Genomic DNA, 26,445 nt, shown 5'->3' with positions numbered 1-26,445 from the left:
CACCGGCGCGGCGCCCGAGGCCGAGGGGGTCCGCGCCGCAGGCCCCGTACGCATCAGCAGGGAGACACGATGAGCAAGGCCAAGAGGGCGGACGCCCCGTCGCCCGCGGCGCACGCAGCCGACGGGCACGACCTGATCCGCGTGCACGGAGCGCGCGTGAACAACCTCAAGGACGTCAGCGTCGAGCTCCCCAAGCGCAGGCTGACCGTGTTCACCGGCATCTCGGGGTCGGGCAAGAGCTCACTCGTGTTCGGCACGATCGCCGCGGAGTCCCAGCGGCTGATCAACGAGACGTACAGCGCCTTCGTGCAGGGGTTCATGCCGACCCTGGCGCGGCCCGAGGTCGACGTGCTCGAAGGTCTCACGACGGCGATCATCGTCGACCAGCAGCGGATGGGGGCCGACCCGCGTTCCACCGTGGGCACCGCCACCGACGCGAACGCGATGCTGCGCATCCTCTTCAGCCGGCTGGGCCGGCCGCACATCGGCTCGCCGAACGCGTACGCGTTCAACGTGCCCTCGGTCCGCGCGAGCGGCGCCGTCACGGTCGAGCGGGGCGCCGGCACCAGGACCGTGAAGCAGACCTTCAGCCGGACCGGCGGCATGTGCCCGCGCTGCGAGGGTCGGGGCGCGGTGTCCGACATCGACCTCACCCAGCTGTACGACGACACCAAGTCGATCTCCGAGGGTGCCTTCACCATCCCCGGTTGGAAGTCGGACAGTTGGTGGACCGTCCGGCTGTACGCCGAATCGGGCTTCCTCGACCCGGACAAGCCGATCCGCAAGTACACCAAGAAGGAGATGCGGGACTTCCTGTACCGGGAGCCGACCAAGGTGAAGGTCGAGGGCGTGAACCTCACCTACGAGGGACTCATCCCGAAGATCCAGAAGTCGTTCCTGTCCAAGGACCGGGAGGCGATGCAGCCGCACATCCGGGCGTTCGTGGACCGGGCGGTCACCTTCACCGCCTGTCCCGAGTGCGGCGGCACCCGGCTCAGCGAGGGCGCCCGGTCCTCGAAGATCAAGAAGATCAACATCGCCGAGGCGTGCGCGATGCAGATCAGTGACCTGGCGGACTGGGTCGCGGGGCTCGACGAACCCTCGGTGGCGCCGCTGCTGACGACGCTGCGCCAGACCCTCGACTCGTTCGTGGAGATCGGACTCGGCTACCTGTCACTGGACCGGGCGTCGGGCACCCTGTCGGGCGGCGAGGCGCAGCGCGTCAAGATGATCCGCCACCTGGGTTCCTCCCTCACCGACACCACGTACGTGTTCGACGAGCCCACCACGGGCCTGCACCCGCACGACATCCAGCGGATGAACGCCCTGCTGCTACGGCTGCGCGACAAGGGCAACACGGTGCTGGTCGTCGAGCACAAGCCGGAGACGATCGCGATCGCCGATCACGTCGTCGACCTCGGCCCGGGCGCCGGTTCGGCGGGCGGCACCGTCTGTTTCGAGGGCACCGTCGAAGGGCTGCGGACCGGCGGCACGATCACCGGGCGCCACTTCGACGACCGGGCCTCACTGAAGGAGGCGGTGCGCAAGCCGACGGGCGCCCTTGAGGTGCGTGGCGCGGCGACGCACAACCTGCGCGATGTGGATGTAGACATTCCGCTCGGCGTGCTGTGCGTCGTGACCGGGGTCGCCGGTTCCGGCAAGAGCTCACTGGTGCACGGTTCGCTGCCGAAGCACGCGGGGGCCGTGGGCGAGGGCGTGGTGTCCATCGACCAGGGTGCGATCCGCGGTTCGCGGCGCAGCAATCCGGCGACGTACACGGGGCTGCTCGACCCGATCCGGAAGGCGTTCGCGAAGGCCAACGGCGTGAAGCCGGCGCTGTTCAGCGCGAACTCGGAGGGCGCCTGCCCGAACTGCAACGGCGCCGGGGTCATCTACACCGACCTGGCGATGATGGCCGGTGTGGCCACCACCTGCGAGGAGTGCGAGGGGAAGCGGTTCGACGCGTCGGTGTTGGAGTACCGGTTCGGCGGCCGTGACATCAGCGAGGTGCTCGCGATGTCGGTGACCGAGGCGGAGGAGTTCTTCGGCGCGGGCGAGGCGCGCACCCCGGCGGCGCACAAGATCCTGGAGCGGTTGGCGGACGTCGGTCTCGGCTACCTCAGCCTGGGGCAGCCCCTCACCACCCTGTCGGGCGGCGAGCGGCAGCGGCTCAAGTTGGCCACCCACATGGCGGAGCAGGGGGGCGTCTACATCCTCGACGAGCCCACCGCCGGCCTGCACCTGGCCGACGTCGAGCAGCTGTTGGGGCTGCTCGACCGGCTCGTCGACTCGGGGAAGTCCGTCATCGTCGTCGAACACCACCAGGCCGTGATGGCGCACGCCGACTGGATCATCGACCTGGGGCCGGGCGCCGGTCACGACGGCGGCCGGATCGTCTTCGAGGGCACCCCGGCCGACCTCGTGGCCGGCGGCTCCACCCTCACCGCGCAACACCTCGCGGCGTACGTGGGCGCCTGACGGGTCGCCCCGGTGACCACCGGGCCGCCGCCGGGGCCAACGGCTCGGGCGGGCGCGCCCGGTGACGGCCGGCGGGTGCGCCGGGGGCGGGTACTGGGTGATCCTCGGGCGGGTGCGCGGAGTGCGGGTGCTTGGTGATCCTCGGGCGGGTGCGCCGGGCGCGGGTGCCTGGTGATCCTCGGGCTTCATCCGTAGCATGTAGCGGGTGACTGGTATGGGTGACACTTACTCGCTGCACGTCGGAACTCCCTCGGTGGAGGTCTACCTCAAATTGCGCTCCGGATCGGGCCTGAGCCCCAAGACCCCCGAGATGGCCCGGGCCGGAATGCCCGGAACCTGGCACGGGGTGAGCGTGCTGCACGACGACGAGCCGGTGGGGATGGGCCGGGTCATCGGTGACGGGGGCTGCTTCTTCCAGATAGTCGACATCTGCGTCCTGCCGGAGCACCAGGGCCGGGGCCTGGGCAAACGGATCATGGAGGAGTTGGTCCGGGAGCTGGAGCGGCGGGCCCCGGCGGGCGCGACCGTCTCCCTCATCGCTGACGGCGACGCCCGCTTCCTGTACGAGAAGTTCGGGTTCCGGCTCACGACCCCCGCCTCCGTCGGCATGCAGCGGATGGTTTGAGGCGCGATCTCCCCCTGTTCGAGCCTCAATTCCCCCAAGGGAGCCCGCCGTTGCCGCTCCCGACCCATCGGGTAGCTTTCTGGAAACCGAAACCGATGCGATGGGGCTGACGTGTTAGAGCTGACGGGCAGCGGGGCCACCCCGCTGGAGGCCGAGGACCCGCGTCGGATCGGGGGGATACCGCTGGCGGGCCGGCTCGGGGCCGGCGGCATGGGGCGGGTGTACCTCGGGGTCCATGAGGGCCGGTACGTGGCCGTGAAGCAGTTGCTGCCCTCGGTGGTCGGCGAGGACGAGGACTTCCTGCGCCGCTTCGGGCACGAGTTGGACAACCTGGCCCGGCTGCCCGAAGGGGCCACGGCTCCGCTCCTCGCGAGCGACCGCACCGCGCGGCCCCCGTGGTTCGCCACCGCCTACGTGCCCGGCCTCACGCTCAAGGAGGCCGTCGAGCTGAACGGCGGCCCACTGCCGGCGCGGGCACTGTGGCTGCTCCTGCGCGAGGCCGCCACGGGGCTGGAAGCCGTCCACGCGTTGGGGATGGTCCACCGGGACCTGAAGCCGTCCAACGCCATGCTGACGCTCGACGGGCTCACCCTGATCGACTTCGGCGTCGCCCGGGCCGCCGAACAGAGCCAGTTGACCCGGACCGGAATGGTCGTGGGCACGCCCGCCTACATGGCACCCGAGCAGGCCTCGGGCAAGCGTGGGGTGAGCGGTGCGACCGACGTGTTCGCGCTGGGTTCGGTGCTCGCGTACGCCGCTTCGGGCCGGCCGCCCTTCGGTGACGAGTCCGGGCACGGCGTGCTGTACCGCATCGTCCACGAGGAACCGGACCTGGAGCCGCTGCGGGAGCTGGACGCGGAGCTCGCCGAGCTCGTCGCGGCCTGCCTCGACAAGGATCCCGAGGCGCGGCCCACCGCTGCCGAACTCCTCGAACGTGCCTCCCGGCACGAGCCGTTCACCGCGCCGCTGTGGCCGGACGCCATCACCGCGCGGCTGACGGACCGGGCCGCCTTCGCGGCCGAGGTGCGGGAACCCGATGTTCCCACGCTGCCCCTCACGGGCCGCGCGTCCGACCCGGAGCCGGCCGGTGCGGGCCGGGGTCCCGAGGCCGAGGCCACCCCGGCCGTCACCGGGCGGCCCGAGCCGCGTGAGAAGCGCCGCCGTACCCGTGTGCTGTTCGCCGTGCTCCCCGTCGTGATCGTCGCGGGTGGTACGACGCTCGCCATCCAGCTCCTGCCGTACACCATCCCCCCGCGGGCCAAGGCCCAGAACACCCCGCTCCCCCCGGTGTCGGCGCCGGCGGGTACGACGCCGCCTCCGTCCACCGCGGTGAGCGGGAGCCCCTCCGGCTCGCCCTCGCCCGGCCAGTCGCCGTCCCAGGGACAGCCGCCCGGGGCCGACGGGCAGGCGAACGGACAGGGAGGTGCCTCCGCTCCCCCGGTCGCGCTCCCCGGCAACGCCTCATCCGGGCCCGGTTCCGGCAACGGCAACGGCGGTGCCACCGGCGCCCCGAACGGCGCGGTCGGCGGTTCGGCGAACGGCGTCGGCGGCGCGGGTACGCCCCCTCCCGCCGGCGGGGCGTCCACGCCACCTCCGGCCCCCCGACCCCCGCAGTCCGGGACCGGCCACTACCGCAACGGCAACAACGGTCGGTGCATCACCCAGGTGTTCGGGTCCTCGGACCACGGCAGTTGCTCGGACCCGACCGCGCGCTGGACCGTGCAGGGCAAGCCGGACGGCACGTTCAAACTCGTCAACCAGCAGAGCGGCCAGTGCCTGTACGCCAACGGGCTCGGCCAGGCCGTCTTCGTGGGCGACTGCGCGCAGGACATCGGCCGCCTGTGGCGTTCCGGCGCGGGCGGCAGTCTGCGCAGTGAGTGGGGCGGCGGCTGCCTGGACCTCGGAATGCAGAGCGGCCTCGTCACGAAGTCGTGCACCGGGCCCGCCTCCCAGCGGTGGACCCGAGAGGCCTGAGCGCCGCCGCAAGGAAGCCCGTACGCACGAAGGCCCCGGCCTCCATGAGGAGGCCGGGGCCTTGGTTCGAGCGCTGGGCAGGCCTTGCACCTGCATTCCCCCACGGGAAGTGGGATGTCTTTCCTTGGACCACCAACGCGAGGCCCCACCGCCGTGGATCACGGCCGCGAGCACAAGATCAACGATAACCCACGGATCGGGGTCCGCGCACCGCGCGCATCCGGTGGTCGGGCCGTCTCGGGGGCGTGTGACCATGTCCCCTCGGCACACACGCACCTCATGGGGGGACCATGCGCACCCGCACCACCAACGTCACTGCCGGACTCGCCGCCGTCCTGTCGGCGCTGCTCGTCCTGACCGGCTGCACGGGTCAGGGCGACGCACCGGGCGCGGCGAGGAGTTCCTCGGCTCCCTCGCCCGCGACCCCGCCCGCGCGGGGCGGCGCCGCCGGGTTCGACGGGCCCCTTCCCCAGGACCAGAACCTGCTGGCATGGACCGGTGACCCCAACGACGCGGGGCACGTGACGGCCCAGTCGGCCGCCGGTGTGGGCGGCCGGGTCACCTTGGTACGGATGGTGCTGCGCGAGCGGATCACCTGGTCCAACATCTGGCTGGGCCTCGCCGGCGTGGACCCCAACGCGCAGCTGTCCAACTGCTACCTCGGCGTGTACGACTCTCGCGGCACCCTGCTCGCGACGACGGCGGACGTCTCGCCGCAGTTGATGACGGACGCCATCGCCAAGCCCTTCCCCCTCGGCAAGCAGTTCACCGCAGCGCCCGGCACCTACTTCATCGCCCTGTTGCTGAACGGCAATTGGGCGACGAACGCCCTCACGCTCAAGGCGACCGGGGCCGGCATCTCCGTCAACGCCGGCCTCACGCCGCCGCAACTGCGCTACAGCACCCTGCTGACCGGGCAGACCTCGCTGCCGGCTTCGGTGAACCTCGCCGACCAGTCCACCAGCACCATCAACACGGGCTGGGCCAGCCAGTGGTACGCCATCTCCTGAGCCGTCCCGCGGGCGCGACACCGCCCGCGCGCCGGCGGGGTCAGGACACCGGCACCTGAGGACATGGGGGCCCGTCAGGAGCGGGGCGTCCAGGCGCGCGGCATGAGGCCGCTGCGGCGGGCCGCGTCGTCCTCCGCGCCGGAGCCCCGGCGCTTGCCCGGAGTGGCGCGCAGGACGTAGCGGAAGGGGAAGCCTCCGGGCACCGCGAGCATGCCGCCGAAGCGGGGGTCGCCCGCGAACCAGACCTGGTCGTCGGTCAGTTGACGCGGGGCGGCCGGACCGTCCCAGCCGTTCCAGGGCGGCGGGAACGAGCAGTGGCTCTGGCCGTCCGGTTGCAGCAGCACCACGCGACCGTCCGTGCCCCAGCGGCGGCCCCGCACACGCTGCCCGTCGCCGGAGATCACCCGGACCTCCTGGGCGCGGCAGGGCCACACCTGCCAGCCGTAGGTGCTCATGGCGAGCCGTTCCCTGCGGCGGGCCCGGCGCCAGAGCAGCAACAGGCCCGCCGTCACCGCGAGTACGGGGACGAGTCCGGCGGCGGTCACCGCGGCGGCCGTCGACGTGGGACCGACGAGCAGGACGACGCCGACCAGCAGGACGAACTCCGCCACCAGCAGCAACACCCCGCGTCGCACGCCGCGTTCGCGGCGCCGCAGGACCTCTTCGACCCCGGGGGTCTCCAGGGCCGTCCCGGGCAACACCGGGTAGCCGTACTCGTGCGCCAACATCGCGGTGCTCCGGTCTCGGGTAGGGATGACGAGGAGGATACCGCCGCCTCCCGTACCGCCACAGGGTCGGTACCCCCGTGCACGCGGGCCACGGGCCGGGGTGTCCCCTTTCGGGCGCCGTGTGCCGCAACGGGCACCGGGGCGGTCGACCGCACGGCATCGTCGGAACGGAACCGACAGGCCGCCCGACCGAAGTTCCACTCGTGGTCGCGGAACCTGCCGAGGCGGCGGGAACCCGACGCGTCCGGCTTCCGACTCCTTGGGGTGTGGGAGGGCGGACACCCGGGCCGGCCCACTCCCGGCTACGGAGGATCGAGGGACGTGCGATGGGCGGGCTGGACGTACGGATGCGGGAGGTGGCCTGCCGGCACGGCCGGGTCGAGGCCGTCGCCGACGTGGACCTGGAGATCGCGGCGGGGGAACGGGTGGCGCTGACCGGTACCAACGGTTCGGGCAAGACCACCCTGCTGCGGGCCGTGCTCGGGCTGCACCGGCAGGTGACGGGCTCGATCCTGGTCGGCGGCCGGGGCACGGGTTCGGCCGCCGAGTGGGCCTGGCGGCGACGGGCCTGCGCCTGGATCCCGCAGAAACCGGCGGCCGGCAGGTTCCCGCTCCTCGGATCGGAGCTCCTCGCGGCCGGCGCCCGCGGGGCGGAGGCGACCGAGGCCGCCGACCGGCTCGGGGTGGGCGCGTTGACCGGGCGGCCCCTGCACACCCTCTCCGGTGGCCAGCTGCAGCGCATGTACCTGGCTCGGGCGATCGGCTGCGTCGCCGCCGGGGCCCAGGTGGTCCTGGCCGACGAGCCGACCGCGGCCCTCGATTTCGACGGCCAGTCCCGGGCCGCCGACGTCCTCACCTCCCTGCCCGTGACCCTGATCGTGGTGACGCACGACCGTGCCATGGCCGGGCGCTGCGACCGGGTCCTGGAGATGGCCGCGGGCCGGCTGCGGGAGGTCCGGTGACCCTCGCCGGCGCGGACCTGGGCGAGCTGCTCGACCTGTTGGCCGTCCAGCGGGCGGGCCTGGCGCTGCTGCTGGCCGCGGTCGGGCTGCCGGTGATCGGTGTGGTCATCGTGGGCCTGGACATCATGCCGGTGCGGTTCGCCATGATGCACGTGGCGCTGCTCGGCATCGCGGTCGCCCTGCTGACGGGCCTGGACCCGATGCTGTGCGCGCTGGTCGCCTGCGCCCTCGCCGGCGCGGGCGTCGCGCCGCTGGCCCGGACGCCGGACGGCTTGTCGGGGGCCATGGGGCTGCTGATGAGTCTGGCCATCGCGGCGGCGCTGCTCCTGCTGGCCGTGTCGGGGGTCAACGCGTCCGGCGCGTTCGCCCTGCTGTGGGGGTCGATCCTGTCCGTGGGGATCGCCGACCTCGCCGTCCTCGCAGTGCTGGCCGTGGCCGTGCCCGGCCTGTTCTGGTGGCGGCGGCGCGAGATCGGGCTGCTGCTGTACGACCGTGAGCTCGCCGAGGTTTCGGGGGTACCTGTACGGGCCCTGACCGCCGCGCTCCTGGTCCTGGTGGCCGTGGCCGTGGCGGGGGCGATCAAACTCACCGGCGCCCTGCTCGTCGACGCCCTGACGTTGCTGCCGGCCCTGGCCGCGCGTCGGCTGGGCGGCTCGCTGAAGTCGATCACCCTGTGGGCGGTCGGCATCGGCGTCGTGGTGAACCTGACCGGCTTCGTCCTGGCCCTGTGGCTGGACTGGCCGCCCGGCCCGGTCCTCGTCCTGACGGCGGGGGCGGTCGTCCTCGCCGTGCACCTCATCCCCGAACGGAGAATCAGCTCATGGCGCCCCACCTCGTCCGAGTCCCTTCCCTCTTCGCACTGAGCGCGGTCCTGCTGTTGAGCGCCGGCTGCGGGAGCGGTGCCTCTTCCCGTTCCGAGGACGCCGCGCCCTCTCCCGGCGGGAAGCCCGTCGTGGTCGTCACGACGACGTGGGAGGGGGCGTTCGCCAAGGCGGCCGGCGCCGAGGACATCAAGGTGATCGTGCCGCAGTCCGTGCACCACGCCCCGGACTACGACCCCAAGCCCTCCGACCTCGCCGCCGTGTCGCGGGCCGACTTCGTGCTGTACGCGCCCTTCGAGCCGTACGCCGCGAAGATCAAGGAGGCGGCGGGGTCGAAGGCGAAACTGGTCGAGGTCAACCTGGACAACGACCCGGACGCGGTGCGCGCCGAGGTGGCCGAGCTGAGTCGGCTCTTCGGGACGCAGGAGGCGGCCGCACGCTGGAAGTCCGGGTTCGACACCTCGTACGCGCAGTTGAACGAGGAGGTGCGCGCGGCCTGGCCCGGGGGTCGGAGTCCCTCGGTGGTGACGCAGGTCTTCACCGCCTGGTCGGCGAAGCTGGCGGGGGCCACGGCGGTGGGCACCTACGGGCCGGAAGCGGTGACCCCGGCGCAACTCGCCGAACTGTCCGCGAAGAAGCCCGCGTTGGTCTTGGACAACGCGCACATGTCGACCGGCACGGTGCTGCCCGACTCGGGGGCGAAGCAGGTGAAGATCGCCAACTATCCGGGTGAGGACCTGGACCTGTTGTCGGTCTACCGCAACGCCGCGGCCGAACTGAAGAAGGCGATGGCCGGATCGTCCTGAACCCGCTGGTGGATGGTGGGTGTTCGTGGGGCCCGGCGGCCGATCGGCCGCCGGGCCCCGTCGCGTCACCCGGCTTGCGCGAGCGGGACGGCGTCGCTCCGGCCTTCCATCAGCCGGTCGTCCATGACCTGACCGTCCGTCACGAACGCTTTCAGTGCTGCCCGATCGGGTTTGCCGGCTGCCGTCAGCGGCAGTACGTCGACGATCAGGAGCCGTTCGGGGTGCTTGGACCGCTCCAGGCCGCGGGCGCTCAGGTGCTCGGCGAGCGAGGCGAGCGTGGGGCGCCGGGCTCCGCGCGCCACGACGCAGGCCGCGAGGCGCTCCCCCATCAGCGGGTCGGGGACGCCGACGCAGACGACGTCGCGGACGTCGGGGTGGGCGGTGAGTTCGCGTTCCACCTCGGCCGGGCTGATGTTGGCGCCGCCGCGGATGACGATGTCCTTGAGGCGGCCCACGACGTGCAGCGCCCCGTCGGGGTCGAGGAAGCCGAGGTCGCCGGTGCGGACCCAGCCGTCGGGGGTGCGGTAGCGGGCGTCGAGGTCGGGGGCCGCGACGTAGCACAGCGGGGTCATCGGTCCGCGCGAGATGATCTCCCCCAACTCGCCTTCGGCCAGAGGGGCGTGGGTGTCGGGGTCGGCGATGCGGATCTCCGCGACCCGGGGGTCGGGGTGACCGGCGATGACGCCGGCGCCGTCGGTGGGCGGCACCGTGTGCGCGAGCCCGGTGTGGCAGTTGACGCCGTCGGCGGACCCGTAGAGGTTCACGACCGGGCAGCCGAAGGCCTTCGCGGCAGCCGCCGCGGTGGTCTCGTCGAGGGGCGCCCCGCCGAGGACCAGGGCGGTCGGCGGGGGCAGTTGCCCGCCCGTCGCGTCGAGGCGTTCGAGCATCATGCGGACCATGGTGGGGACGCCGAGGACGTGTGTCGGCTCGTGCGCGCGCACCGCCTCGATCGCGGCCTGCGGGGTGAAGTGGTCGAGCAGGACGAGCGTGCCGCCGTGCCGGGCCAGCGTGACGGAGGTCCCGTTGGAGCCGAACGCCGACGCGAGCGGTACGAGGAACAGGCAGCGCGGCGCAACGGTGCGGTCCGGGATGAGGGAGGCGAGGAAGTTGCCGCGCCCGCCGGCCAGCGCGTTGTGCGAGTAGGCGACCATCTTCGGCTCGGCTTCCGAACCGGAGGAGACGAGGATCCGTGCGGCGCTGTCGGGGTCGGGCCGGGCCGGCACGAACCCGCCGGGGTCGGACCGCATGAGCTGCCGCAGGGGCACCGCGCCCTCGGGGACGGCGCCCGGGCCCGCGGCGATGACGTGGCGCAGGGCCGGCAGGGCGCCCGCCAGGGTGACCAGGTCGGCGGCGTGCCGCGTCCCGCGGTGGTCGGCGGCGGCGATGACGGCGACGGCCGAGGCCCGGCGCAGCAGGCACTCGGCCTCCAGCGTGCCCCGACCCACGGGGAAGGGCAGGGCGATCGCGCCGAGGGCGGCCAGGGCCAGATCGGCGATGACCGCGCTCCGGTCGTTGGGGAGTTGCACGCCCACCACCTCGCCGGGGCGGATGCCGAGGGCTTCGAGGCCGGCGGCGAGACATCGCACCTTGCGGTCGAGCGCGGTGTAGCAGAGGGGTCCCTTGGCGTCGATGACGGCGGTGCGGTGCAGGTCGGCGATCTGGCGGGCCCGGAAGAGGCTGTAGAGGTCCAGGTCGGGGCAGGTGCCGTCGACGACCCACGAGCGGCGCAGTTCGGCGGGCAGCAGGTCGCGCAGGGCGGGTCCGGTGGCGGTCACGCGAAGCTCCAGGGATCGGGGACTGCGGGGGCGCCGTACGGGTCGCGGCCGATGGGGCCGCTCAGGCGCGGGTCGCGGTGCAGGGTGGACAGCTCGGTGGTGACGGCCGTCGCGGACAGACCGTTCTCGTGGAGCCGGTCGAGGGCGTCGGCCGTGGTGCGGCCGCGCAGGTCCTCGGCGAACCGGGAGGCGGCCGCGGCGCTGTCGTCGGCGGGCGCGATCCAGCCGTCGGCCGTGCGCAGGGGGCGGCGGAATCCGGCGGGCATGCGGGGGTCGAGGCCGCGGGCGGCCCGTCGCAGGGCCGGGGCGGTCAGGAGGTCGGCGGCCCCGAGGAGGGAGGAGTCGACCCGGACGCCGCGGCCGGTGCGTTCGCGCGACAGGAGCCCCGCGAGGACGGCTTCGGCACCGAGCAGGCCGCCGAGTACGTCGAGCAGGGTCATCAGGGAGGGGGCGGCGGGTTCACCCTCCGGACGGACGGCTTCGCCGACGCCGGTGCGGGCCTGGACCATGAAGTCGGTGCCCATGGGGGCGTCGTCGAGCCGGTCGGCCCAACCGCTGGTGTACGCGTACACCAGCTCGGGGTTGACCGGTGCGAGGTCGTCGGCGTCCAGGCCGAGCGCGGCGGCCCGGCCCGGCGCCCAGTTGTGGAGGAACACGTCGGCCCCGGCTGCCAGTTCCCGCAGTCGGCGGCGGCCGGGGGCGGACTTGATGTCAATCTCCGCGGCGCTCTTGCCCCGGTTCAGGGCGAGCCAGCGCGCGGAGACTCCGGAGCAGGCGGGCGGCATGCCGCGCAGCGGGTCCCCGCCGGGCGGTTCGATGCGGATGACATCGGCGCCGAGGAGCCCCAACAGGTGTGCGGTCAGCGGGGCTTGGATGCGGCGGCCCGCCTCCAGGACCGTCAGCCCCGCGAGCGGGCGGCCGGGGGTGGGGTCGGCGGAGGGCCGGGGGGCAGGGGGGCGAGCCGCGCCGGTGGTGTCCAGGGGCAGCAGCGACCAGGGGGCGGCGCCGTCGTGTTCCCCGGCGCGTTCGGCGAGGGTGCGCAGGGGGCACACCTGGGCGCCGGAGAGGACGGCGGCGCGGGTGACGGCCCGCATGGGGTGGGCCCGCGCCACCGTGTGGAGGGCGGCCGGGATCGGCGCGCAGGCGGTGGCGTAGCGGAACTGGAAGGGGCGCCAGCCGGCGCGCAGCGCGTCGGCGGGCGCGTCCAGGGCCCGCCAGAACGCCGCCCAGGCCCCCGGGTCGAGGGTCTCCAGCTCGAAGAGCACCCCGTCGGCGGAAGTGAAGGGCGGTCCGCCGGGGGCGAGTTCGGCGGCTTCCGCCTCGTCCGCCCCGTCGGCGGCGAGGTACTGGGACACCGCGAGGAGCCCGGCCCGGTCGGCGGCGGTGGTGACCTCGGCGGCGCCGCCGCCGCGGGCCTGCCCGACCAGTCCGGCGAGCAGGCCTTGGACGGTGAGGACGGCGGTGGCCGTCGCCACGTAGTCGGCCGCCAGCCCGCGCGGGCTGCCCTCGCGGCGGCCGTGCACGGCCATGATCCCGGTGGCGGCCTGGACGGTGGCCTCGTCGACGAGGCCGCTGCCGGGTGACCCCCAGGCGGTGAGTGCCCGGGCCGCCTCGAAGCCGCCTCCGGCGAGGACGAACCGGCCCGGGCCGACCGAGGGGGCGGCGCGCTCGGTGCGGGGCGGGGGCGCATCGTCGGTACGGTCCGGGACGGCGCCGAGGGCGCGGAGGTGGTCGGTGACGATGTCCGTGATCCGTGGGGGGCCGGAGGTGTCGAAGCGCAGTGTGTCGAGCGGCCGGACCGTCCGCGCGGTTGCTGGTGACGCCATGCCTCTCCTCTCCTGGCGCGGCGGTGGCCGGCGCCCGGGTGCTGGCGGGAAGCGGGAACCCGGGAGCGCGTGCGCCCGACCAGTTCCACGAACAGACAGTCGGACAGTCGTTCGTACGGGTTCCCGGGACGCAGGAGGAATGCAGTGACGGATCCGAAGTCCCCTGCCGGGCAAGCGGCACGACCCGGCCCGCACGTGGCGGGGTTGAGGGAGAGGATCACCCGGTTCGTCGCCGACCGGGTGGTCCCGTACGAGACGGTGCTGGACGCGGGCGGGCCGGCCGCGGACGCCGCGCTCGACGCCCTGCGGGCGCGGGCCCGGGAGGCGGGGTTGTGGGCGCTGCCGCTCCCGGCGGAACTGGGCGGCGGTGGCCTGTCCTTCGCGGAGTACGCCGCGCTGGCCGAGGCGGAGGGCGCGAGCGACCACGGGCCGGCCGCCCTGGGCTCCGCTCCCCTGCTCGACGTCACGATGCTGGCCCGGTACGGGGGGCCGCGGGTCCGCGAGGAGTACCTGACCCCCTTGGTCGCCGGGACCCTCCGGGCCTGTTACGCCATGACGGAGCCGGACGTTCCGGGCAGCGATCCGGCACTGACCGGCACCCGCGCCGAACGGAGCGCGGACGGCAGTTGGCTCGTCAGCGGCCGCAAGTGGTTCACCTCGGGCGCCGGCCGGGCCGACCTGGTGACCGTCCTGGTCCGCACCGGCGGGTCGCCCGGGGACCGGGAGGGGCTGTCCCTGCTGCTCGTGCCGACCGGCTCCGCCGGCTTCCGGATCCTGCGGGAACTGCCCGTGCTGGGGGCGGCCGGCCAGTACGAGATCGGCCTCGACCGGGTCCGGGTGCCCGCCGACCACCTCCTCGGCGCGGAGGGCGGGGCCCTGTCCATCGCCGGTGAGCGGCTGTGCCTCGGCCGGACGCTGCGCTGCCTGCGCTGGATCGGCCAGGCGGAACGCGCCTTCGACCTGATGTGCGGCCGGGCCGCCGCACGCAGCGGTTCGGGCGGGCCGCTCGCCGGACACCAGCTGGTCCAACAGCACGTGTTCGAAGCCCTGCTCGCGCTGCGCGGGGCCCGGCTGCTGGCCCACGAGGCGGTGGCGCTGATCGCCGCCGGGCAGGACGCCCGTACGGAGGTGGGGCTGGCCAAGGTCGCCGCGGCACGCATGCTCCAGCAGGTGACGGACTCCGCGATCCAGGTCCACGGCGCCGCGGGCCTCGGCCCGGACACCCCGCTCCCGTCCCTCTTCCGCACCGGCCGTGCCGCCCGCATCCTCGACGGCCCCGACGAACTCCACATCACCTCGGTGGCCCGCCGCGTCCTGGCCGCCTACGCCCCGGTGGTACCCGCCCCCGAGCCGACCGGGCGGACCGCCCCGCCCGGCTGATCCGGAGGCGGGGTCCGTGCGGGGACGCTGTGGTGGGCGCGGCGAGCCGGGCCCGACGGGGCTGGGGGCGCTGCCGTGCGCCGGGAGGGGGTCGTAGCGACCCGGCTTCGTCGGGTGGGTACTGCGCGGCCCGTGCGGGCGGGCGCGCGCCGAGCCCGTGCCGGCGGGCGCGCGGCAGGGAGGGCTACAGGCGGGTGGGATCGACGAGGCCGGTCAGGGCCGCGAGGCCGAGGGCCAGGAAGAAGTCGCCCCAGACGAGTTCGTGCCGCACGGCCAGGGCTCGGCCCGCGTCGTAGCAGCCGTTCAGCAGCATTCCGGCCGGGCGGCCCGGACCCGGGCCGGTGACGTGTTCCCGGACCAGGTGGCCGAGGATCGCCGCGGCGCGGTGCGCGTACTGGTCGGCTCCGGGGCCGGGCAGTCGGGCGAGCTTCAGCAGGGCGACAGCGGTGATGGCGGCCGCCGAAGTGTCGAGCGGGCCATGCGGGTGTCCGGTACGGGCGGGCGGTACGAGCGGCCCGGACCGGAGGGTCGGCGCCGCGAGCGTGTCGGCTGCCGCTACCAGTCGGGCGGGGCGGTGGCCCGCGACGGCCGGGGTCAGCAGGGCGTCGGCGACCGCGAGGAGCAACCAGGCGTCGCCCCGGCTCCAGCCGGGTTCCGGCTCCGCACAGGGCCGCCAGCCCGTCGCCGCACCGTGAAAGCTCCAGGCGGGCGGGCGCGGGGGGCTCGGCGGGTTGTGGGGGGCGCGGGCCGGGTAGGCCCCGGCTCCGCGCGCACAGGACGGCGACCCCGAGAGCGGCCCGGCGTACGCGTCGGGGGGCGGTCCGCCCGAGGGCTCGGTGTCCGCGCCGGTGGGCGAGTCGAGCAGCGCCCCTGCGCGCCGGCCGGGGCGTCGCACCGGCTTCGCCGCGTCGTCGCGGCCCAGGCAAGGGTCCGGGCAGAGGTCCGGGCAAGGGTCCAGGCAGAGGTCCAGGTGCTGGTGGAGGTGGGTCGAGGCGGCGGCCGCTCCGGTCGGGCCGGCCGCGGCGAGGAGGGGGACCAGGCCCGGGGCGCCGTCCGCCCGGGCCAGCAGGCGTGGTCCGCCGAACGCGTCGCCCCAGGGCACGATCCCGAGCGCGGGGTCGAAGTCCGCCAGGCAGGCGCGGGCGGCCCGGGCGCGGAGGGCGGCGGCGTACGGGTCGTCCTCGGCCGCGGCGGTCCCGTACCAGAGGATCAGGCCCCGGGTGGCGGTGTCGGCCTCCGCCCAGCGCGCCAGTCGGGCCGTGCATGCGGACGCGGCCCGCCGGTCGACCGCGGCGCCGGTGGAGCGGGCCCGGAGCCACAGCAGCCCGGCCCAGAAGCCGCCGGTCCAGGAGCCGTTGCGGGTCGTCGTCCACGTGCCGTCCGCCGGCTCGGCGTGCAGCGGGAAGCGGTCGCCGACGGCCGCCCCGGTGACCGCGACCCGTTCCAGGACGGAGTCCAGCGCCCGCCCCGCCCACCGGCCGGTTTCCGTCGCGTTCACGCCGTACGTCCCGCACGGTCACGTCGGGCCCAGGCGGAGGCGACCGCCGCCGCGACCGCGAACTCCGCGGCCACCAGCAGCCAGCCGGCCCCGTACCGGCCGCTCTGCGCGAGGAGCCCGAACAGGGATGGTCCCAGAGCGAATCCGGCGAAGAAGCCGGCCGCGACCAGGGCCGAATCCTGTCCGGCCCGGCCCGGCGCGGCCCGCTGTACGACGAGGACCATGGAGACGGCGTTGCCGGACACGGCGAACACCCCGACCGCCACCGCGCCGACCCACACCAACGGTCCCGCGACGAGGGCGCCGCCCAACAGGCCCGCGGCCACGAGGGATCCGCACGCGAGCCGGGCCGGGAGCCGTTCGGCGCGGCCGGGCCGGGCCGCCTTCGACCAGCCGATCCGGCCCGCGATGCCCGCCACGCCCAGTACGGCGACCAGGGCCGCGGCCGTCGTCGGGCCCATGCCCAGCCGTTGCGCCCCGAAGAGGGCCAGGTAGGTGTTGACGGAGGCGATGCCGGCGCCCAGGAAGAGGGAGAACACGGCCAGCCAGGCCACCATGCCGCGCGGCACGAGCGGACCGCGCGGCGCGGCGGGCGGCGGCGGGGCCGGGTCGGCGGGCAGGGTGCGCAGGGCCCACAGCCCGGCCAGCAGGGCCGCGCCGGCCCCGGCCCATACGGCACCCCGCCAGCCGATCCCGGCCGCGAGCACCGCCAGCGGCAACCCGGCGAAGAAGGCGCCCAGTTGGACCCCCGATTGCTTGATCCCCGTCACCGCCGCCCGCCGCGCCGGCGGTACGGACCGCAGGACCGCCTTGTTGGTGGCCGGGTTGGCCAGCGCCTGCGGTACGCCGCCCAGCGCGACGGCGGCCAGCAGCAGGGCGGCGCCGGGCGCGGCGCCCATCAGGGCGAGCGCGGCGGCGGAGAGCAGCAGCAGCGCTACCAGGGATCGGCGCGGGCCGATCCGGTCCACGATCCGGCCGCCGGCCGGCGACAGTACCGCCGCCGTCCCGAAACCGATGGTGGTCGTCAGGCCCAGCACGGCGGGCGATAGGCCCGGCTCCCCCACCAGGCGGGGGCCGAGGGCGCCCAGGACGAACAGTTGGAGCATGGAGAAGCCCATGGCGCACGTAAGGAGCGCGGTCAACCGGCCTTCCTTCGGACCTGGTTCGCCGGTCTCCGCTGCCGCCTTCGTTTCCTCCGCCGCCACGAGAATCCCCCGTCCGCGCATGTTGAACCTCTCGGCCGACCGGGTAGGCAGTCGGATGCGTCGGCGGATCGGTTCCCGGCGCACGTGGTGCTCCGGACGGGCCGGAACCACCTGGCACGAGAACTTGTCGGGATGTGCGCAGCCACTGCGCGGCTCGGAAGGCCGGTGCGAGGATGAGCCCGCCATGAAGCCGGGCCACTGTCATCGAGCCTTGCGGGCCGCGTTGTTCGCGGCCCTCTGCGTGCTGCTCGCCGCCATCGGGCACCTCCTGATGTCGGGGGCGGCCGTGCCGTGGTGGGCGCTGGCGCCCGCCCCGGCCGCCCCCGCGGCGGCGGGTTGGTTCCTCGCCGCCCGGGAGCGGGGGCCGCTCCGGGTGACCGCGGCGGCCGTGGCCGTCCAGGCCTGGCTGCACGCGGCGTTCTCCCTGGTGCAGTCCCTGACCCAGCCCGCCCTGCCGGCGGGCACCCCGTTCGTCCGGCAGTGGGCTCAGTACCTGACCTGCGGCGGGCTGTCCGCCGGCCCGCCGGCGGGGGCCGCCGGAGGTATCGGGTCGGTCGGCCCGAACTCCGCGACCGGGTCGGGTGGTTCGGGCTCGGCACTGTTCGGGACGGCCCCCGGTGGCGACATGTCGGCGGCCGCCGGCCATGCGCACCACGCCCTGCACGACACGGCGCACGCCGCGTACACCGTGCAGGTGGGGGCGGGTGGCCACGAGATGGCCGGGATGTCACCGGCCGGCATGGTGACGGCCCACCTGTTGGCCGCCGTGCTGTGCGGTCTGTGGCTCGCCCACGGCGAGCGGGCCGCCTACCGCATCGCGCGGTGCGTGGCTGCCCGGCTCCGGGCGCCGCTGCGTCTCCTGTCGCGGCCGGTCGGCCCCCCGCACCGGCCTGCCGTTCCGGTGAGCCGGTCCCACCAACACCGTCCGCCGCGACGTCTGTTCCTCGTCCACGCCATCACCTCGCGGGGGCCTCCTGCGGGAACCGCTGTCCTCTGACAGCCGGTTCCCCGAGCACGCGGCGCGCCGCCGTTCCGTACGCGCCCGCGTCGTGCCTCGGGCATCGGCCGTGCCGTCCGGCCGGCCGTACCCTTCACCGGCGCCGCCCCGCTCGGCGTCGGCTCCCTTGCCCCTAAGGACCCCTGGCGATGACCCATGCCCTGCCCACCGTGCCGGCCTTGCCCACCCCGCCCGCTCTGCCCGCCTCGCCCACCACACCCCGTACCGTCGGCACGGGACTCCCGCACACTCCCGACTCCGACGCGGCGGTGACCCGTCTGGCGCTCGCGGCCCGCGACGGCGACCCGGTCAAGACGGACCGGTTCGTGCGTGCGCTCCACCGTGACGTGTGGCGGTACGTGGCCTACCTCAGCTCGGACTCCCAGGCGGCCGACGACCTGACCCAGGACGTGTTCCTGCGCGCGCTCCGCTCGCTCCCCCGGTTCGAGGGCCGCTCCTCCGCCCGCACCTGGCTGTTGTCGATCGCCCGCCGCACGGTGGTGGACAGCCACCGCCACGCCGCGGCCCGACCCCGGACCGCGGACCGCACCGACTGGCAGACGGCCGCCGAACAGGCCCAGCCGCGGGGCGTCCCGGGCTTCGACGACGGCATCGCCCTGGCCGAGTTGCTGGCCGGCATTCCCGCGGAGCGGCGCGAGGCCTTCGTACTCACCCAGCTCCTCGGGTTGCCGTACGCGGACGCGGCCGCCGCCATCGGTTGCCCGGTCGGCACCGTCCGCTCCCGCGTGGCCCGAGCCCGCCTCTCCCTGTCCGCGCTCCTGATGGACACCCCAGCGGTGCCCGCCGACACCGCACCCCCGGCCCACCGCCCGGTACCGCGAGTCCGCGGGGGCGCGTTGGCGGGGGCGCGCCCGAAGGCGGCCTGACGGGGGTACGGTCCGCCGCCCGCAGCGGTTGCGGACCGTACGTCGGCGACCGTGGAGGGCGCCCGCACGCCGGCGTCCCGCAGCGGAACGCGTGGACCCCGAAGGCGGTTCTCGATCGTGCGTACCTCACCCCGCGCCCCCACCTACCGGGCTCCGGCCGATCCCACTGTCGGATGGGCGTCGGCAGAAGTCGTACCCCCGGGGTCCGGGCCGAGTGGCTGCCGTGCGCGCTCGCATGGGTCGGCGGCGTGGGGGTAGGGGCTCGGCGAGGGAGGGCTGTGCCGTGGAACTTTCCGATTGGCTGCTGACAACCCGTGACCGCGGAAATCCGGCGACGCGCCTGGATTCCCGGCGTTCGGGGGCCTTGGCCTGGGTGGCGGGCAATGACGTCCGGCCCCTGGTGCACGGCAGCACGTACTTCCGGGAGCTGCTCGCCGGAATCCGCGCACAGGAGCGCGGTGACCTGCTGCTGTTCACCGACTGGCGGGGCGACCCCGACGAACGGCTCGCCGGCGAGGGGACCGAGATCGGCCGGGTGCTGCGCGAGGCGGCCGAGCGTGGTGTGATCGTCAAGGGCCTCGTGTGGCGCTCCCACCTGGACGGCTTCCAGTTCAGCGAGACCGAGAACCGTCACCTCGGCAAGGAGGTGGAGGCGGGCGGCGGCGAGTTCCTGCTGGACATGCGGGTCCGGCCGGGTGGCTCCCACCACCAGAAGCTGGTCGTCCTGCGCCACCCCGACCGCCCCGAGCGCGACGTCGCGTACGTGGGCGGGATCGACCTGTGCCACGGCCGCAACGATGACGCCGCGCACGGCGGCGACCCGCAGGCCGTGCCGTTCGCCGACGCGTACGGGCCCCGACCGCCGTGGCACGACGTACAGCTCGCGGTGCGCGGACCGGCCGTCGGTGATCTGGAGGCCGGGTTCCGCGAGCGGTGGGAGGACCCGGCGCCACTGACGCGCAGCCCTTTGGTCCGGCTGCGGCAGCGCGCGCACGGCGAGGACGAGCACGCCGACCGGCTACCGCCGCAGGCCCCCGATCCCGAAGCGTGCGGCACCCATACCGTGCAGGTGCTCCGCACGTATCCGAACCGGCTGTTCCGGGGCTACCCGTTCGCGCCCGACGGTGAGCGGAGCATCGCGCGCAGCTACCTCAAGGCCGTCGGTCGGGCGCGGAGCCTGATCTACCTGGAGGACCAGTACCTGTGGTCCCCGAAGGTGGTGGAGCACTTCGCGCGGGCGCTGGCCGACCGCCCCGACCTGCATCTGATCGCCGTCATCCCCACCGTGCCCGAGCAGGACGGGCCGGTGACCCTGCCGATGAACCTGGTCGGACGCATCACCGCGCTGGAGCGGCTGCGCCGCGGCGGCGGGGACCGGGTCGCGGTGTACGGGCTGGAGAACCACGCCGGTACGCCGGTGTACGTCCACGCCAAGGTGTGCGTGATCGACGACGTGTGGGCGTCGGTGGGCTCCGACAACGTCAACCTGCGGTCCTGGACGCACGACTCGGAGCTCAACTGCGCCGTCCTGGACGCCGCGCGGGACCTTCGCGAGCCCCTCGATCCCGCCGGCTTGGGGGACGGGGCGCGGCGCTTCGCCCGGGAGTTGCGGTTGGAACTCTCCCGCGAACACCTCGACGCCGAGCCGGAACCGGGGCTCGCTGCCTCGGACGTGTCCGAGGCAGCGGATCCGCTCTGCGATCCGGTGCGCGCGTTCGAACGGTTCGCGTCGTCGGCGGCGGCCCTGGACGCCTGGTACGAGGGCGGTCGCCGGGGGCCCCGGCCGCCGGGCCGGCTGCGGGCGTACCGCCCGCCGGACCTGTCGCGGGCGACCCGGGCGTGGTCCCTGCCGCTGTACCGGCTGCTCGTCGATCCGGACGGCCGTCCGCTGGGCGTGCGTCGGCGCGGCGAGTTCTGAGGCCGGCCGCCGGTCGCGCGCAGGCGCGGCACCGACGGATCCGGCGCCGGCCGTTTCGACTAGGGTCGACGGGACAGCGCGCCACCGGGCGCACGACGAACGACCACACGAGGAGCAGCCGTGAGCCAGCCGGCGTCCACCGCCCTGCAACAGGAGATCGCCCGGGAACTCCAGGTGCCGCCGACCTTCGACGCCCCGCAGGAGATCGAGCGCCGCGTGGCTTTCCTCACGGAGCGGCTGACGTCCACCGGTCTGCGGTCCCTGGTGCTCGGCATCAGCGGCGGCGTGGACTCGACCACCGCGGGGCGGCTGTGCCAGCTCGCCGTCGAGCGGGCCCGCGCGGCCGGCCACGAGGCGACGTTCTTCGCCATGCGACTGCCGTACGGTGTGCAGGCCGACGAGAAGGACGCCCAGCTCGCGCTCGGGTTCATCAACGCGGACCGGGTCCTGACCGTGGACGTCAAGCCCGCGAGCGATGCCGCCCTGGCGGCCTCCGTGGCCGGTGGCATCGCCTTCCGGGACGCCGCCCACCAGGACTTCGTGCAGGGCAACATCAAGGCCCGGCAGCGCATGATCGCCCAGTACGCGGTGGCGGGCGCGCACGACGGTCTCGTCGTCGGCACCGACCACGCGGCGGAGGCGGTGTCCGGCTTCTTCACCAAGTTCGGCGACGGCGCCGCCGACCTCGTCCCGCTGACGGGCCTGACCAAGCGCCGCGTGCGTGCCGTCGCGGACGCGCTGGGCGCCCCGGCCCAACTGGTCTGGAAGGTCCCGACGGCCGACCTGGAGACCCTCGACCCCGGCAAGGCCGACGAGGACGCGCTCGGTGTCACGTACGACGACATCGACGACTTCCTGGAGGGCAAGCCGGTCGGCGAAGCGGCCTTCGACACGATCGCCCGGCGCTACCGCCTCACCGAGCACAAGCGCCGGCTGCCGATCGCCCCGTAGCAGGTACGTTCCGCGCGCTGCCGCCACGGCGCCGACCGCTGCCGTGGCGGCCCGGGGCGCCGGGGCAGGCGCCCCGTGGGATGGTGGAAGGGGCGCGCAGGGGGGACGGAACCGGCCCGGTACGAACGGCCACCGGCTTACGGCGGCCGCCGGGGCGGGGAGAGGTACCCGGATGAAGCGCAAGCTTCGGCGGTGCGGATCACCGTGATCAACGACGGCCACACCGACCGTCGCGCCCCCTCTCGTCCTGGGAGTCGGTGGCGGTGGCGGTAGCGGTGGCGGTGGCGGTGGACTCCAACTGTCCCCGGCCGACGGCGGCGACTTCGCCCTCTGCGGCAACAACGTCCGCGCGACCGCCTTCCGTTGAGCACCGCACCAGCGGGGCGCGGAGTTCATGCGAACGCGTCGAAGGTTCGAAGGACGGTGGATTGTCGGGAAGCCCCCGGACCACACCCGACCCGGACCCGGGGGGCACCGCGCACCCCCGACCCCCGGGTCGCCCTGTGACTCCGCACACCCGGACTTGACCCACGAAGGAAGGCTTACCTAAGTTCAAGGCATGAGCCCGCACCACCCCACCCTTCCCCCCACCCCTCCCCCCGGTCAGGACGGCCCCGGCGACCGGCCGGACGGCGTCCCGCCGGTGGTCGACTTCACCATCGATCTGACCTCCCAGGAGATGCTCCGGAGGTCCCGGGTGATGGCCGCCCTCGGAGCCGACTGGGACCCGGTGGAGGTACTGCGCGGCGAGGAGGCGGCGTACGACCTCCTGTACTCCGGCTTGGACGCCGACCAGCAGCGCGTCTACGAGGACCTGGTCGCGGCCGGTGTCCTGCCCCGCCGCGGGGGTGGCCATGCTGCCGCTTGACCCGCAGGCGGACATCGGCCGCCGGGCCTGGGTGCCCTGCCCGAACTGTGACGACACCCTGGGCTGCACCCCGTGCGAGGACGGCCGGACGTGCTCGCGGCACTGGCGCTACATGCTCGCCAACTCCGGCAGCCTGATCCACCTGCAGTGCCCGGGGTGCACCCACATCTGGGCGCACGAGACCGGTTTCGGCGCCACCCGCTCCTTGTGGAGCCGTGTGACCAGCGGCCTGACCCACCGACGCTGAGGCCCGCCGCCCCCGCTGTCAGGCCCTGCGCCAGAGCGCGGGTACGTTCGGCGGCTCCCAGCCGGGCACGGCGACGTGTGCCTGGAGGCAGGTCCAGGCCGTCGAGCCGTAGGTGACCCGGTCGCCCGTGCGGTACGAAGTACCGACCGCCCAGCCCCCACCCGTCGGCGTCGCGGTGGGCGTGGGCGTGGGCGTGGGCGTGGGCGTGGGGGTCTGCGGAACATTCAGGACGAAGTCGAAGGTCCCCTCCTTCGCCGGTCCGACCTGGCGCACGGTCATCAGCAGTCGGGCGTCGAAGATCGAATCCGTGGCGTTGCGCGGCTCCCCCGGGAAGTACAGCTGGGTGGTCAGCACCGGGCGGCCGGGCGCCTGCACCTTGACGTGCACGTGGCGGGTGCGTCCGGGGTAGAGGCCGGGAACGATGGTGGTCAGCCGGAACGCGCCCTGCGCGTCGGTGAACTGGTGGCCGCGGAAGCCGTAGCCGGTGTTGTCGTAGGCGCCGTTCACGTCGGCCTGCCAGAAGTCGAGGAGGGCTCCCGCGATGGGCAGGCAGGCCCGACCGAAGACGTACCCGCTGACGGTGAGGCGGGTGCCGGGGGTGGAGGCCGTCACCAGGGAGGTCCGGCGCGGCGAGTTCGGTTTGAAGTACGGGCCCTCGGTCTGGGGCACGGTGGGTTCGTCCCCGTCGTCGCAGGCGGGGGTGAGTTCGGGCAGGACCCCCTCCGCCGCCGCCCCGCGCTGGTCGCGGGCCAGGGCCGCGCCGCCGCCGAGCAGCAACGGGGTGGCGCCCGCGAGGGCCGCGGCCTTCAGGAAGTTCTTGCGGCTGAGGCGGCTGCCCGCGCCGGAGCGGGATGACGGGGTGGGTCGGGGCTGATCGCCGGTTCGGTCCTCGTCGATGGGCACGCGTGGACTCCTTCGCGCTCGTGGGGGGATACGCCGGGTGCCGGAGCCGGAGTCCCGGGCCGCGGTGGGGCGCGGCCCGGGCGGGCGGCGACGGAACCGTCGGCCGGTTCCGTCGGCGTCACGCTACGGTTCCCGGCTCGGCGGCCGCGATGGACCGGATCCGGGGATCGTGGTGAATTCCTCCGCTGCCGGAGGCCGTGGGACCGGTGGCGATCCCGGCCCGGTAGTCGCCCGGTGTCAGGCCGGTCTCACGTCGGAAGAACCGGCAGAAGTAGGCGGGGTCCGCGAAGCCGGCGCCCCGGGCGACCTGCCCGATCGTCAGATCGGTCCGGGCGAGGAGCCGCTTCGCCTCCAGCGTCCGCCGGCGGCGGATCAGGCCGCCGGGGGTCTGCCCGGTGGCTTCCTTCACCCTGGCGTGCAGGTGCCCGGAGGTGACCCCGAGCCGCTTCGCGCAATCGGCCACGGAGAGCCCCGTACCGTCCGGTGAGGCGATCAACCGGGTGAAGGCGGCGGCCAGTTCCACGGCCCGGCCCGCTGGAACGGGGCTGCTCCCCGGGCCGGGTTCGCAGGCGCGCAGGGCCCGTACGACCAGGATGTGCAGATAGGCACGCAGCACCCCCGCGTACCCCTCGCGCAGGTCCCGGTACTCGCGCTCCATCTCTTGGAACAGTGCGGCGATCCCGTCCCGGCCGTCGTCGGGGCGCAGCCAGGGCCGGGCGGCGAGCAGGTCCAGCGCGGCGGCGTCCTCGGGGTGGCCCAGCAGGAAGTCCTCGTTGAACAGCATCACGTGTCCGGTGAGGTCCTCGGCGTCCTCCCAGTGGTGGACCTGCCCCGGTGTGATCACGCAGAGGTGGGGTGGATCCAGGGGCCAGTGGGCGAGGTCGAGGACGTGCGCGCCGCTGCCGCCGGTGACGAGGACGATCTCGTAGAACGCGTGGCGGTGGGGGAATCCCGCCCGGGAGAGCGGCCCGATGGAGTCGAAGGTGCCGATGGCGAAGGGGAGCAGGTGCGGGAGCGGTACGTCGAGCCGGTGCAGGGGCAGCTCGCTGCCGCGGGTCGCGCTCATGACGCGGTCCGGCGCGGGGCGGCCGCCCGGCACGGGGCGCTTCGGCGCGCGATGGCCCGGCGCGGGGTCGCCCCGGCCGGCGCACCCCGACCCGGTGTGGCCCGCCCCCTCGTGGTCCGACGTGCCGTCGTCGGACCCGGCGAGGCCCGACGTCGTGTGATCCGTAACTCGTCCATCGGGCCAGTCTGCGACCCGTGGCCGGTGCGGGCCCAGGGTGTGGATGGACCGGGCGGCGCACCCGCCACCCGCCGGGCCGCCGCGCCGCCGGGCAGGATGGGCGGCATGGATCCTCGTCTCGATTCCCTGCCGGACGCCTTCTGGACCGTGCCCTACACCGGTTCCCGGTACCCCGGCTCCCCCGCCGTGAGCCGGTTGCCCGGCCTCGCACCGGGTGCCAACTGCCAGCTCTTCGCCTACGAGGTGCTGCGGCACTTCGGCAGGTGCGTGCCCCCGCTGCGCTCCAGCGAACTGTGGAACGACACCCGGCACACCGCGCGGGTCGCGCGGCCCGACTTCCTCGACCTGCTGTTCTTCAACGCGGACACGGACCCGTACGGGGCGCACGTCGGCGTGTGGGCCGGCCCGGACGCGGTCCTCCACCTGAGTTCCGAGGTGGGTCGGCCGGCTGTGTGGAGCCTCGCGGACTTCACCGGCCACGACCGCTACCGGGTCCTGCTCGGGGCCAAACGGGCGGGTCCGTGCGGAGCGGGGACACCCCTCGATTTGATAGGCAAGTGAACGTTTGCCTATGCTGGGGCCGTGGCCGATGACCTCTTCAAAGCTCTGGCCGACCCCACCCGCCGCACCATCCTCGACGAGCTCACCGAGAAGTCCGGACAGACACTGTTCGAGATCTGCTCACGGCTGGGCATGAAGCACCAGCTCGGCATCTCCCGCCAGGGCGTCTCCCAGCACCTCGCCCTGCTGGAGGCCGCGGGGCTCGTCGAAACCAGGCGGGAGGGCCGCTACAAGTTCCATGACCTGAACACGGCCCCACTGCGGCACATCGCCGAGCGGTGGCCCGTGCCCGCCCCCTCCGGACCCGAGGAGATCACCCCGTGAAGATCCACATGACCAGCGTCTTCGTCGACGACCAGGCCGAGGCCCTGCGCTTCTACACCGAGATCCTCGGTTTCGCGAAGAAGCACGACGTTCCGCTGGGCGGGCCGGACCGTTGGCTGACCGTCGTCTCGACCGACGAGCCCGGCGGCACCGAACTGCTCCTGGAGCCTTCCGGGCACCCGGCCGTCAAGCCGTACCGCGACGCGCTCCTCGCGGACGGCATCCCGCTCGCCCAGTTCGCCGTCGAGGACGTGGAGGCGGAGTACGAGCGGCTGACCGCCCTCGGCGTCCGCTTCACCCAGGAACCCTTGGCGATGGGGCCCGTCACCACCGCCGTCTTCGACGACACCTGCGGCAACCTGATCCAGATCGCCACGAAGCCGCAGTAGGCCACCCGTCACCGGGGGCCATACAGGCGTACGTCAGGAGGCGCCCACCCGGGGCCGGGTGGGCGCCTC

Annotated in this window: 24 protein-coding genes; 17 read left to right on the top strand and 7 right to left on the bottom strand. The window is 74.4% G+C overall.

What is annotated here, in order from left to right:
• Window positions 1–69: 69 nt before the first annotated feature.
• The 4 genes from AB0D46_RS33590 to AB0D46_RS33575 all read left to right on the top strand — a co-directional run bounded on the left by AB0D46_RS33590 (window position 70) and on the right by AB0D46_RS33575 (window position 6,087).
• Window positions 70–2,478: an excinuclease ABC subunit UvrA gene (locus AB0D46_RS33590; protein WP_362883155.1), complete on the top strand. Its 2,409-nt coding sequence runs from the start codon at window positions 70–72 to the stop codon at window positions 2,476–2,478.
• 214 nt (window positions 2,479–2,692) lie between these two features.
• Complete coding sequence (locus AB0D46_RS33585) at window positions 2,693–3,103, top strand: GNAT family N-acetyltransferase (RefSeq protein WP_362883153.1); 411 nt, start codon at window positions 2,693–2,695, stop codon at window positions 3,101–3,103.
• 111 nt (window positions 3,104–3,214) lie between these two features.
• A complete protein-coding gene (locus AB0D46_RS33580) occupies window positions 3,215–5,077 on the top strand; it encodes a protein kinase (RefSeq protein ID WP_362883151.1) in 1,863 nt (620 codons plus the stop codon).
• Window positions 5,078–5,367: 290 nt separating this feature from the next.
• Window positions 5,368–6,087, top strand: coding sequence for a hypothetical protein (locus AB0D46_RS33575; RefSeq protein ID WP_362883149.1), 720 nt, complete (start codon window positions 5,368–5,370; stop codon window positions 6,085–6,087).
• Between the two features lie 74 nt (window positions 6,088–6,161).
• On the opposite strand, the gene AB0D46_RS33570 is transcribed toward AB0D46_RS33575, so the two are convergent.
• On the bottom strand, window positions 6,162–6,815 hold the full coding sequence (locus AB0D46_RS33570; protein ID WP_362883147.1) for a hypothetical protein: 654 nt from the start codon (window positions 6,813–6,815) through the stop codon (window positions 6,162–6,164).
• A gap of 326 nt (window positions 6,816–7,141) precedes the next feature.
• Here AB0D46_RS33570 and AB0D46_RS33565 point away from each other — a divergent pair, with 326 nt between their 5' ends.
• The 3 genes from AB0D46_RS33565 to AB0D46_RS33555 are packed head-to-tail and all read left to right on the top strand — an operon-like array spanning window position 7,142 to window position 9,404.
• Complete coding sequence (locus AB0D46_RS33565; RefSeq protein WP_362883146.1) at window positions 7,142–7,777, top strand: ABC transporter ATP-binding protein; 636 nt, start codon at window positions 7,142–7,144, stop codon at window positions 7,775–7,777.
• Window positions 7,774–8,640, top strand: coding sequence for a metal ABC transporter permease (locus AB0D46_RS33560; protein ID WP_362883144.1), 867 nt, complete (start codon window positions 7,774–7,776; stop codon window positions 8,638–8,640). The genes AB0D46_RS33565 and AB0D46_RS33560 overlap by 4 nt, the downstream gene beginning before the upstream one ends.
• A complete protein-coding gene (locus tag AB0D46_RS33555) occupies window positions 8,598–9,404 on the top strand; it encodes a zinc ABC transporter substrate-binding protein (protein WP_362883143.1) in 807 nt (268 codons plus the stop codon). The genes AB0D46_RS33560 and AB0D46_RS33555 overlap by 43 nt, the downstream gene beginning before the upstream one ends.
• A gap of 65 nt (window positions 9,405–9,469) precedes the next feature.
• Here AB0D46_RS33555 and AB0D46_RS33550 read toward each other — a convergent pair whose 3' ends face one another.
• The gene (locus tag AB0D46_RS33550; RefSeq protein ID WP_362883141.1) at window positions 9,470–11,179 is read right to left on the bottom strand and encodes a class I adenylate-forming enzyme family protein; all 1,710 of its coding nucleotides are present in this window, start codon (window positions 11,177–11,179) and stop codon (window positions 9,470–9,472) included.
• Window positions 11,176–13,005 carry a CoA transferase gene (locus AB0D46_RS33545; RefSeq protein WP_362883139.1) on the bottom strand — a complete coding sequence of 610 codons (1,830 nt, stop codon included), beginning with the start codon at window positions 13,003–13,005 and terminating at the stop codon, window positions 11,176–11,178. Before AB0D46_RS33545 ends, AB0D46_RS33550 begins: the two co-directional genes overlap by 4 nt.
• A gap of 144 nt (window positions 13,006–13,149) precedes the next feature.
• Here AB0D46_RS33545 and AB0D46_RS33540 point away from each other — a divergent pair, with 144 nt between their 5' ends.
• Window positions 13,150–14,385, top strand: a complete 1,236-nt coding sequence (locus AB0D46_RS33540) for an acyl-CoA dehydrogenase family protein (RefSeq protein ID WP_362883137.1) — start codon at window positions 13,150–13,152, stop codon at window positions 14,383–14,385.
• 184 nt (window positions 14,386–14,569) lie between these two features.
• Here the strand turns inward: AB0D46_RS33540 and AB0D46_RS33535 are convergent, their stop codons facing one another.
• Window positions 14,570–15,883: a sugar ABC transporter permease gene (locus AB0D46_RS33535; RefSeq protein WP_362883135.1), complete on the bottom strand. Its 1,314-nt coding sequence runs from the start codon at window positions 15,881–15,883 to the stop codon at window positions 14,570–14,572.
• A complete protein-coding gene (locus AB0D46_RS33530; RefSeq protein ID WP_362883189.1) occupies window positions 15,880–17,001 on the bottom strand; it encodes an MFS transporter in 1,122 nt (373 codons plus the stop codon). The genes AB0D46_RS33535 and AB0D46_RS33530 overlap by 4 nt, the downstream gene beginning before the upstream one ends.
• A 271-nt stretch (window positions 17,002–17,272) precedes the next feature.
• On the opposite strand from AB0D46_RS33530, the gene AB0D46_RS33525 reads away from it, so the two are divergent.
• The 6 genes from AB0D46_RS33525 to AB0D46_RS33500 all read left to right on the top strand — a co-directional run bounded on the left by AB0D46_RS33525 (window position 17,273) and on the right by AB0D46_RS33500 (window position 22,956).
• Window positions 17,273–18,085, top strand: coding sequence for a hypothetical protein (locus tag AB0D46_RS33525; protein WP_362883133.1), 813 nt, complete (start codon window positions 17,273–17,275; stop codon window positions 18,083–18,085).
• Between the two features lie 143 nt (window positions 18,086–18,228).
• Window positions 18,229–18,972, top strand: a complete 744-nt coding sequence (locus AB0D46_RS33520; protein ID WP_362883187.1) for a sigma-70 family RNA polymerase sigma factor — start codon at window positions 18,229–18,231, stop codon at window positions 18,970–18,972.
• A gap of 283 nt (window positions 18,973–19,255) precedes the next feature.
• Window positions 19,256–20,890: a phospholipase D-like domain-containing protein gene (locus AB0D46_RS33515; protein WP_362883131.1), complete on the top strand. Its 1,635-nt coding sequence runs from the start codon at window positions 19,256–19,258 to the stop codon at window positions 20,888–20,890.
• A gap of 120 nt (window positions 20,891–21,010) precedes the next feature.
• Window positions 21,011–21,841 (top strand): ammonia-dependent NAD(+) synthetase, encoded by an 831-nt coding sequence (gene nadE / locus AB0D46_RS33510; protein ID WP_362883129.1) that lies wholly within the window; start codon window positions 21,011–21,013, stop codon window positions 21,839–21,841.
• A 559-nt stretch (window positions 21,842–22,400) separates the two neighbouring features.
• Window positions 22,401–22,709, top strand: a complete 309-nt coding sequence (locus AB0D46_RS33505; RefSeq protein WP_362883127.1) for a DUF6400 family protein — start codon at window positions 22,401–22,403, stop codon at window positions 22,707–22,709.
• Window positions 22,696–22,956 carry a hypothetical protein gene (locus tag AB0D46_RS33500; RefSeq protein WP_362883125.1) on the top strand — a complete coding sequence of 87 codons (261 nt, stop codon included), beginning with the start codon at window positions 22,696–22,698 and terminating at the stop codon, window positions 22,954–22,956. Before AB0D46_RS33505 ends, AB0D46_RS33500 begins: the two co-directional genes overlap by 14 nt.
• Window positions 22,957–22,974: 18 nt before the next feature.
• Here the strand turns inward: AB0D46_RS33500 and AB0D46_RS33495 are convergent, their stop codons facing one another.
• The gene (locus AB0D46_RS33495) at window positions 22,975–23,766 is read right to left on the bottom strand and encodes a carbohydrate-binding protein (RefSeq protein ID WP_362883185.1); all 792 of its coding nucleotides are present in this window, start codon (window positions 23,764–23,766) and stop codon (window positions 22,975–22,977) included.
• 211 nt (window positions 23,767–23,977) lie between these two features.
• A complete protein-coding gene (locus tag AB0D46_RS33490) occupies window positions 23,978–24,925 on the bottom strand; it encodes an AraC family transcriptional regulator (RefSeq protein ID WP_362883124.1) in 948 nt (315 codons plus the stop codon).
• Window positions 24,926–25,207: 282 nt separating this feature from the next.
• On the opposite strand from AB0D46_RS33490, the gene AB0D46_RS33485 reads away from it, so the two are divergent.
• Genes AB0D46_RS33485 through AB0D46_RS33475 form a run of 3 tightly spaced genes read left to right on the top strand, consistent with a single transcriptional unit; the run spans window position 25,208 to window position 26,376 of the window.
• Window positions 25,208–25,663 (top strand): hydrolase, encoded by a 456-nt coding sequence (locus AB0D46_RS33485; protein ID WP_362883122.1) that lies wholly within the window; start codon window positions 25,208–25,210, stop codon window positions 25,661–25,663.
• A 21-nt stretch (window positions 25,664–25,684) separates the two neighbouring features.
• The gene (locus AB0D46_RS33480) at window positions 25,685–25,987 is read left to right on the top strand and encodes a metalloregulator ArsR/SmtB family transcription factor (RefSeq protein WP_362883120.1); all 303 of its coding nucleotides are present in this window, start codon (window positions 25,685–25,687) and stop codon (window positions 25,985–25,987) included.
• Window positions 25,984–26,376 carry a VOC family protein gene (locus tag AB0D46_RS33475; RefSeq protein ID WP_362883118.1) on the top strand — a complete coding sequence of 131 codons (393 nt, stop codon included), beginning with the start codon at window positions 25,984–25,986 and terminating at the stop codon, window positions 26,374–26,376. Before AB0D46_RS33480 ends, AB0D46_RS33475 begins: the two co-directional genes overlap by 4 nt.
• Window positions 26,377–26,445: the final 69 nt, after the last annotated feature.

The organism is Streptomyces sp. NPDC048383, from assembly GCF_040651775.1.
Classification (GTDB): domain Bacteria; phylum Actinomycetota; class Actinomycetes; order Streptomycetales; family Streptomycetaceae; genus Streptomyces.
Note: the sequence above shows the minus strand (reverse complement) of the source record. Positions and strands in the feature narration are given on the sequence as shown.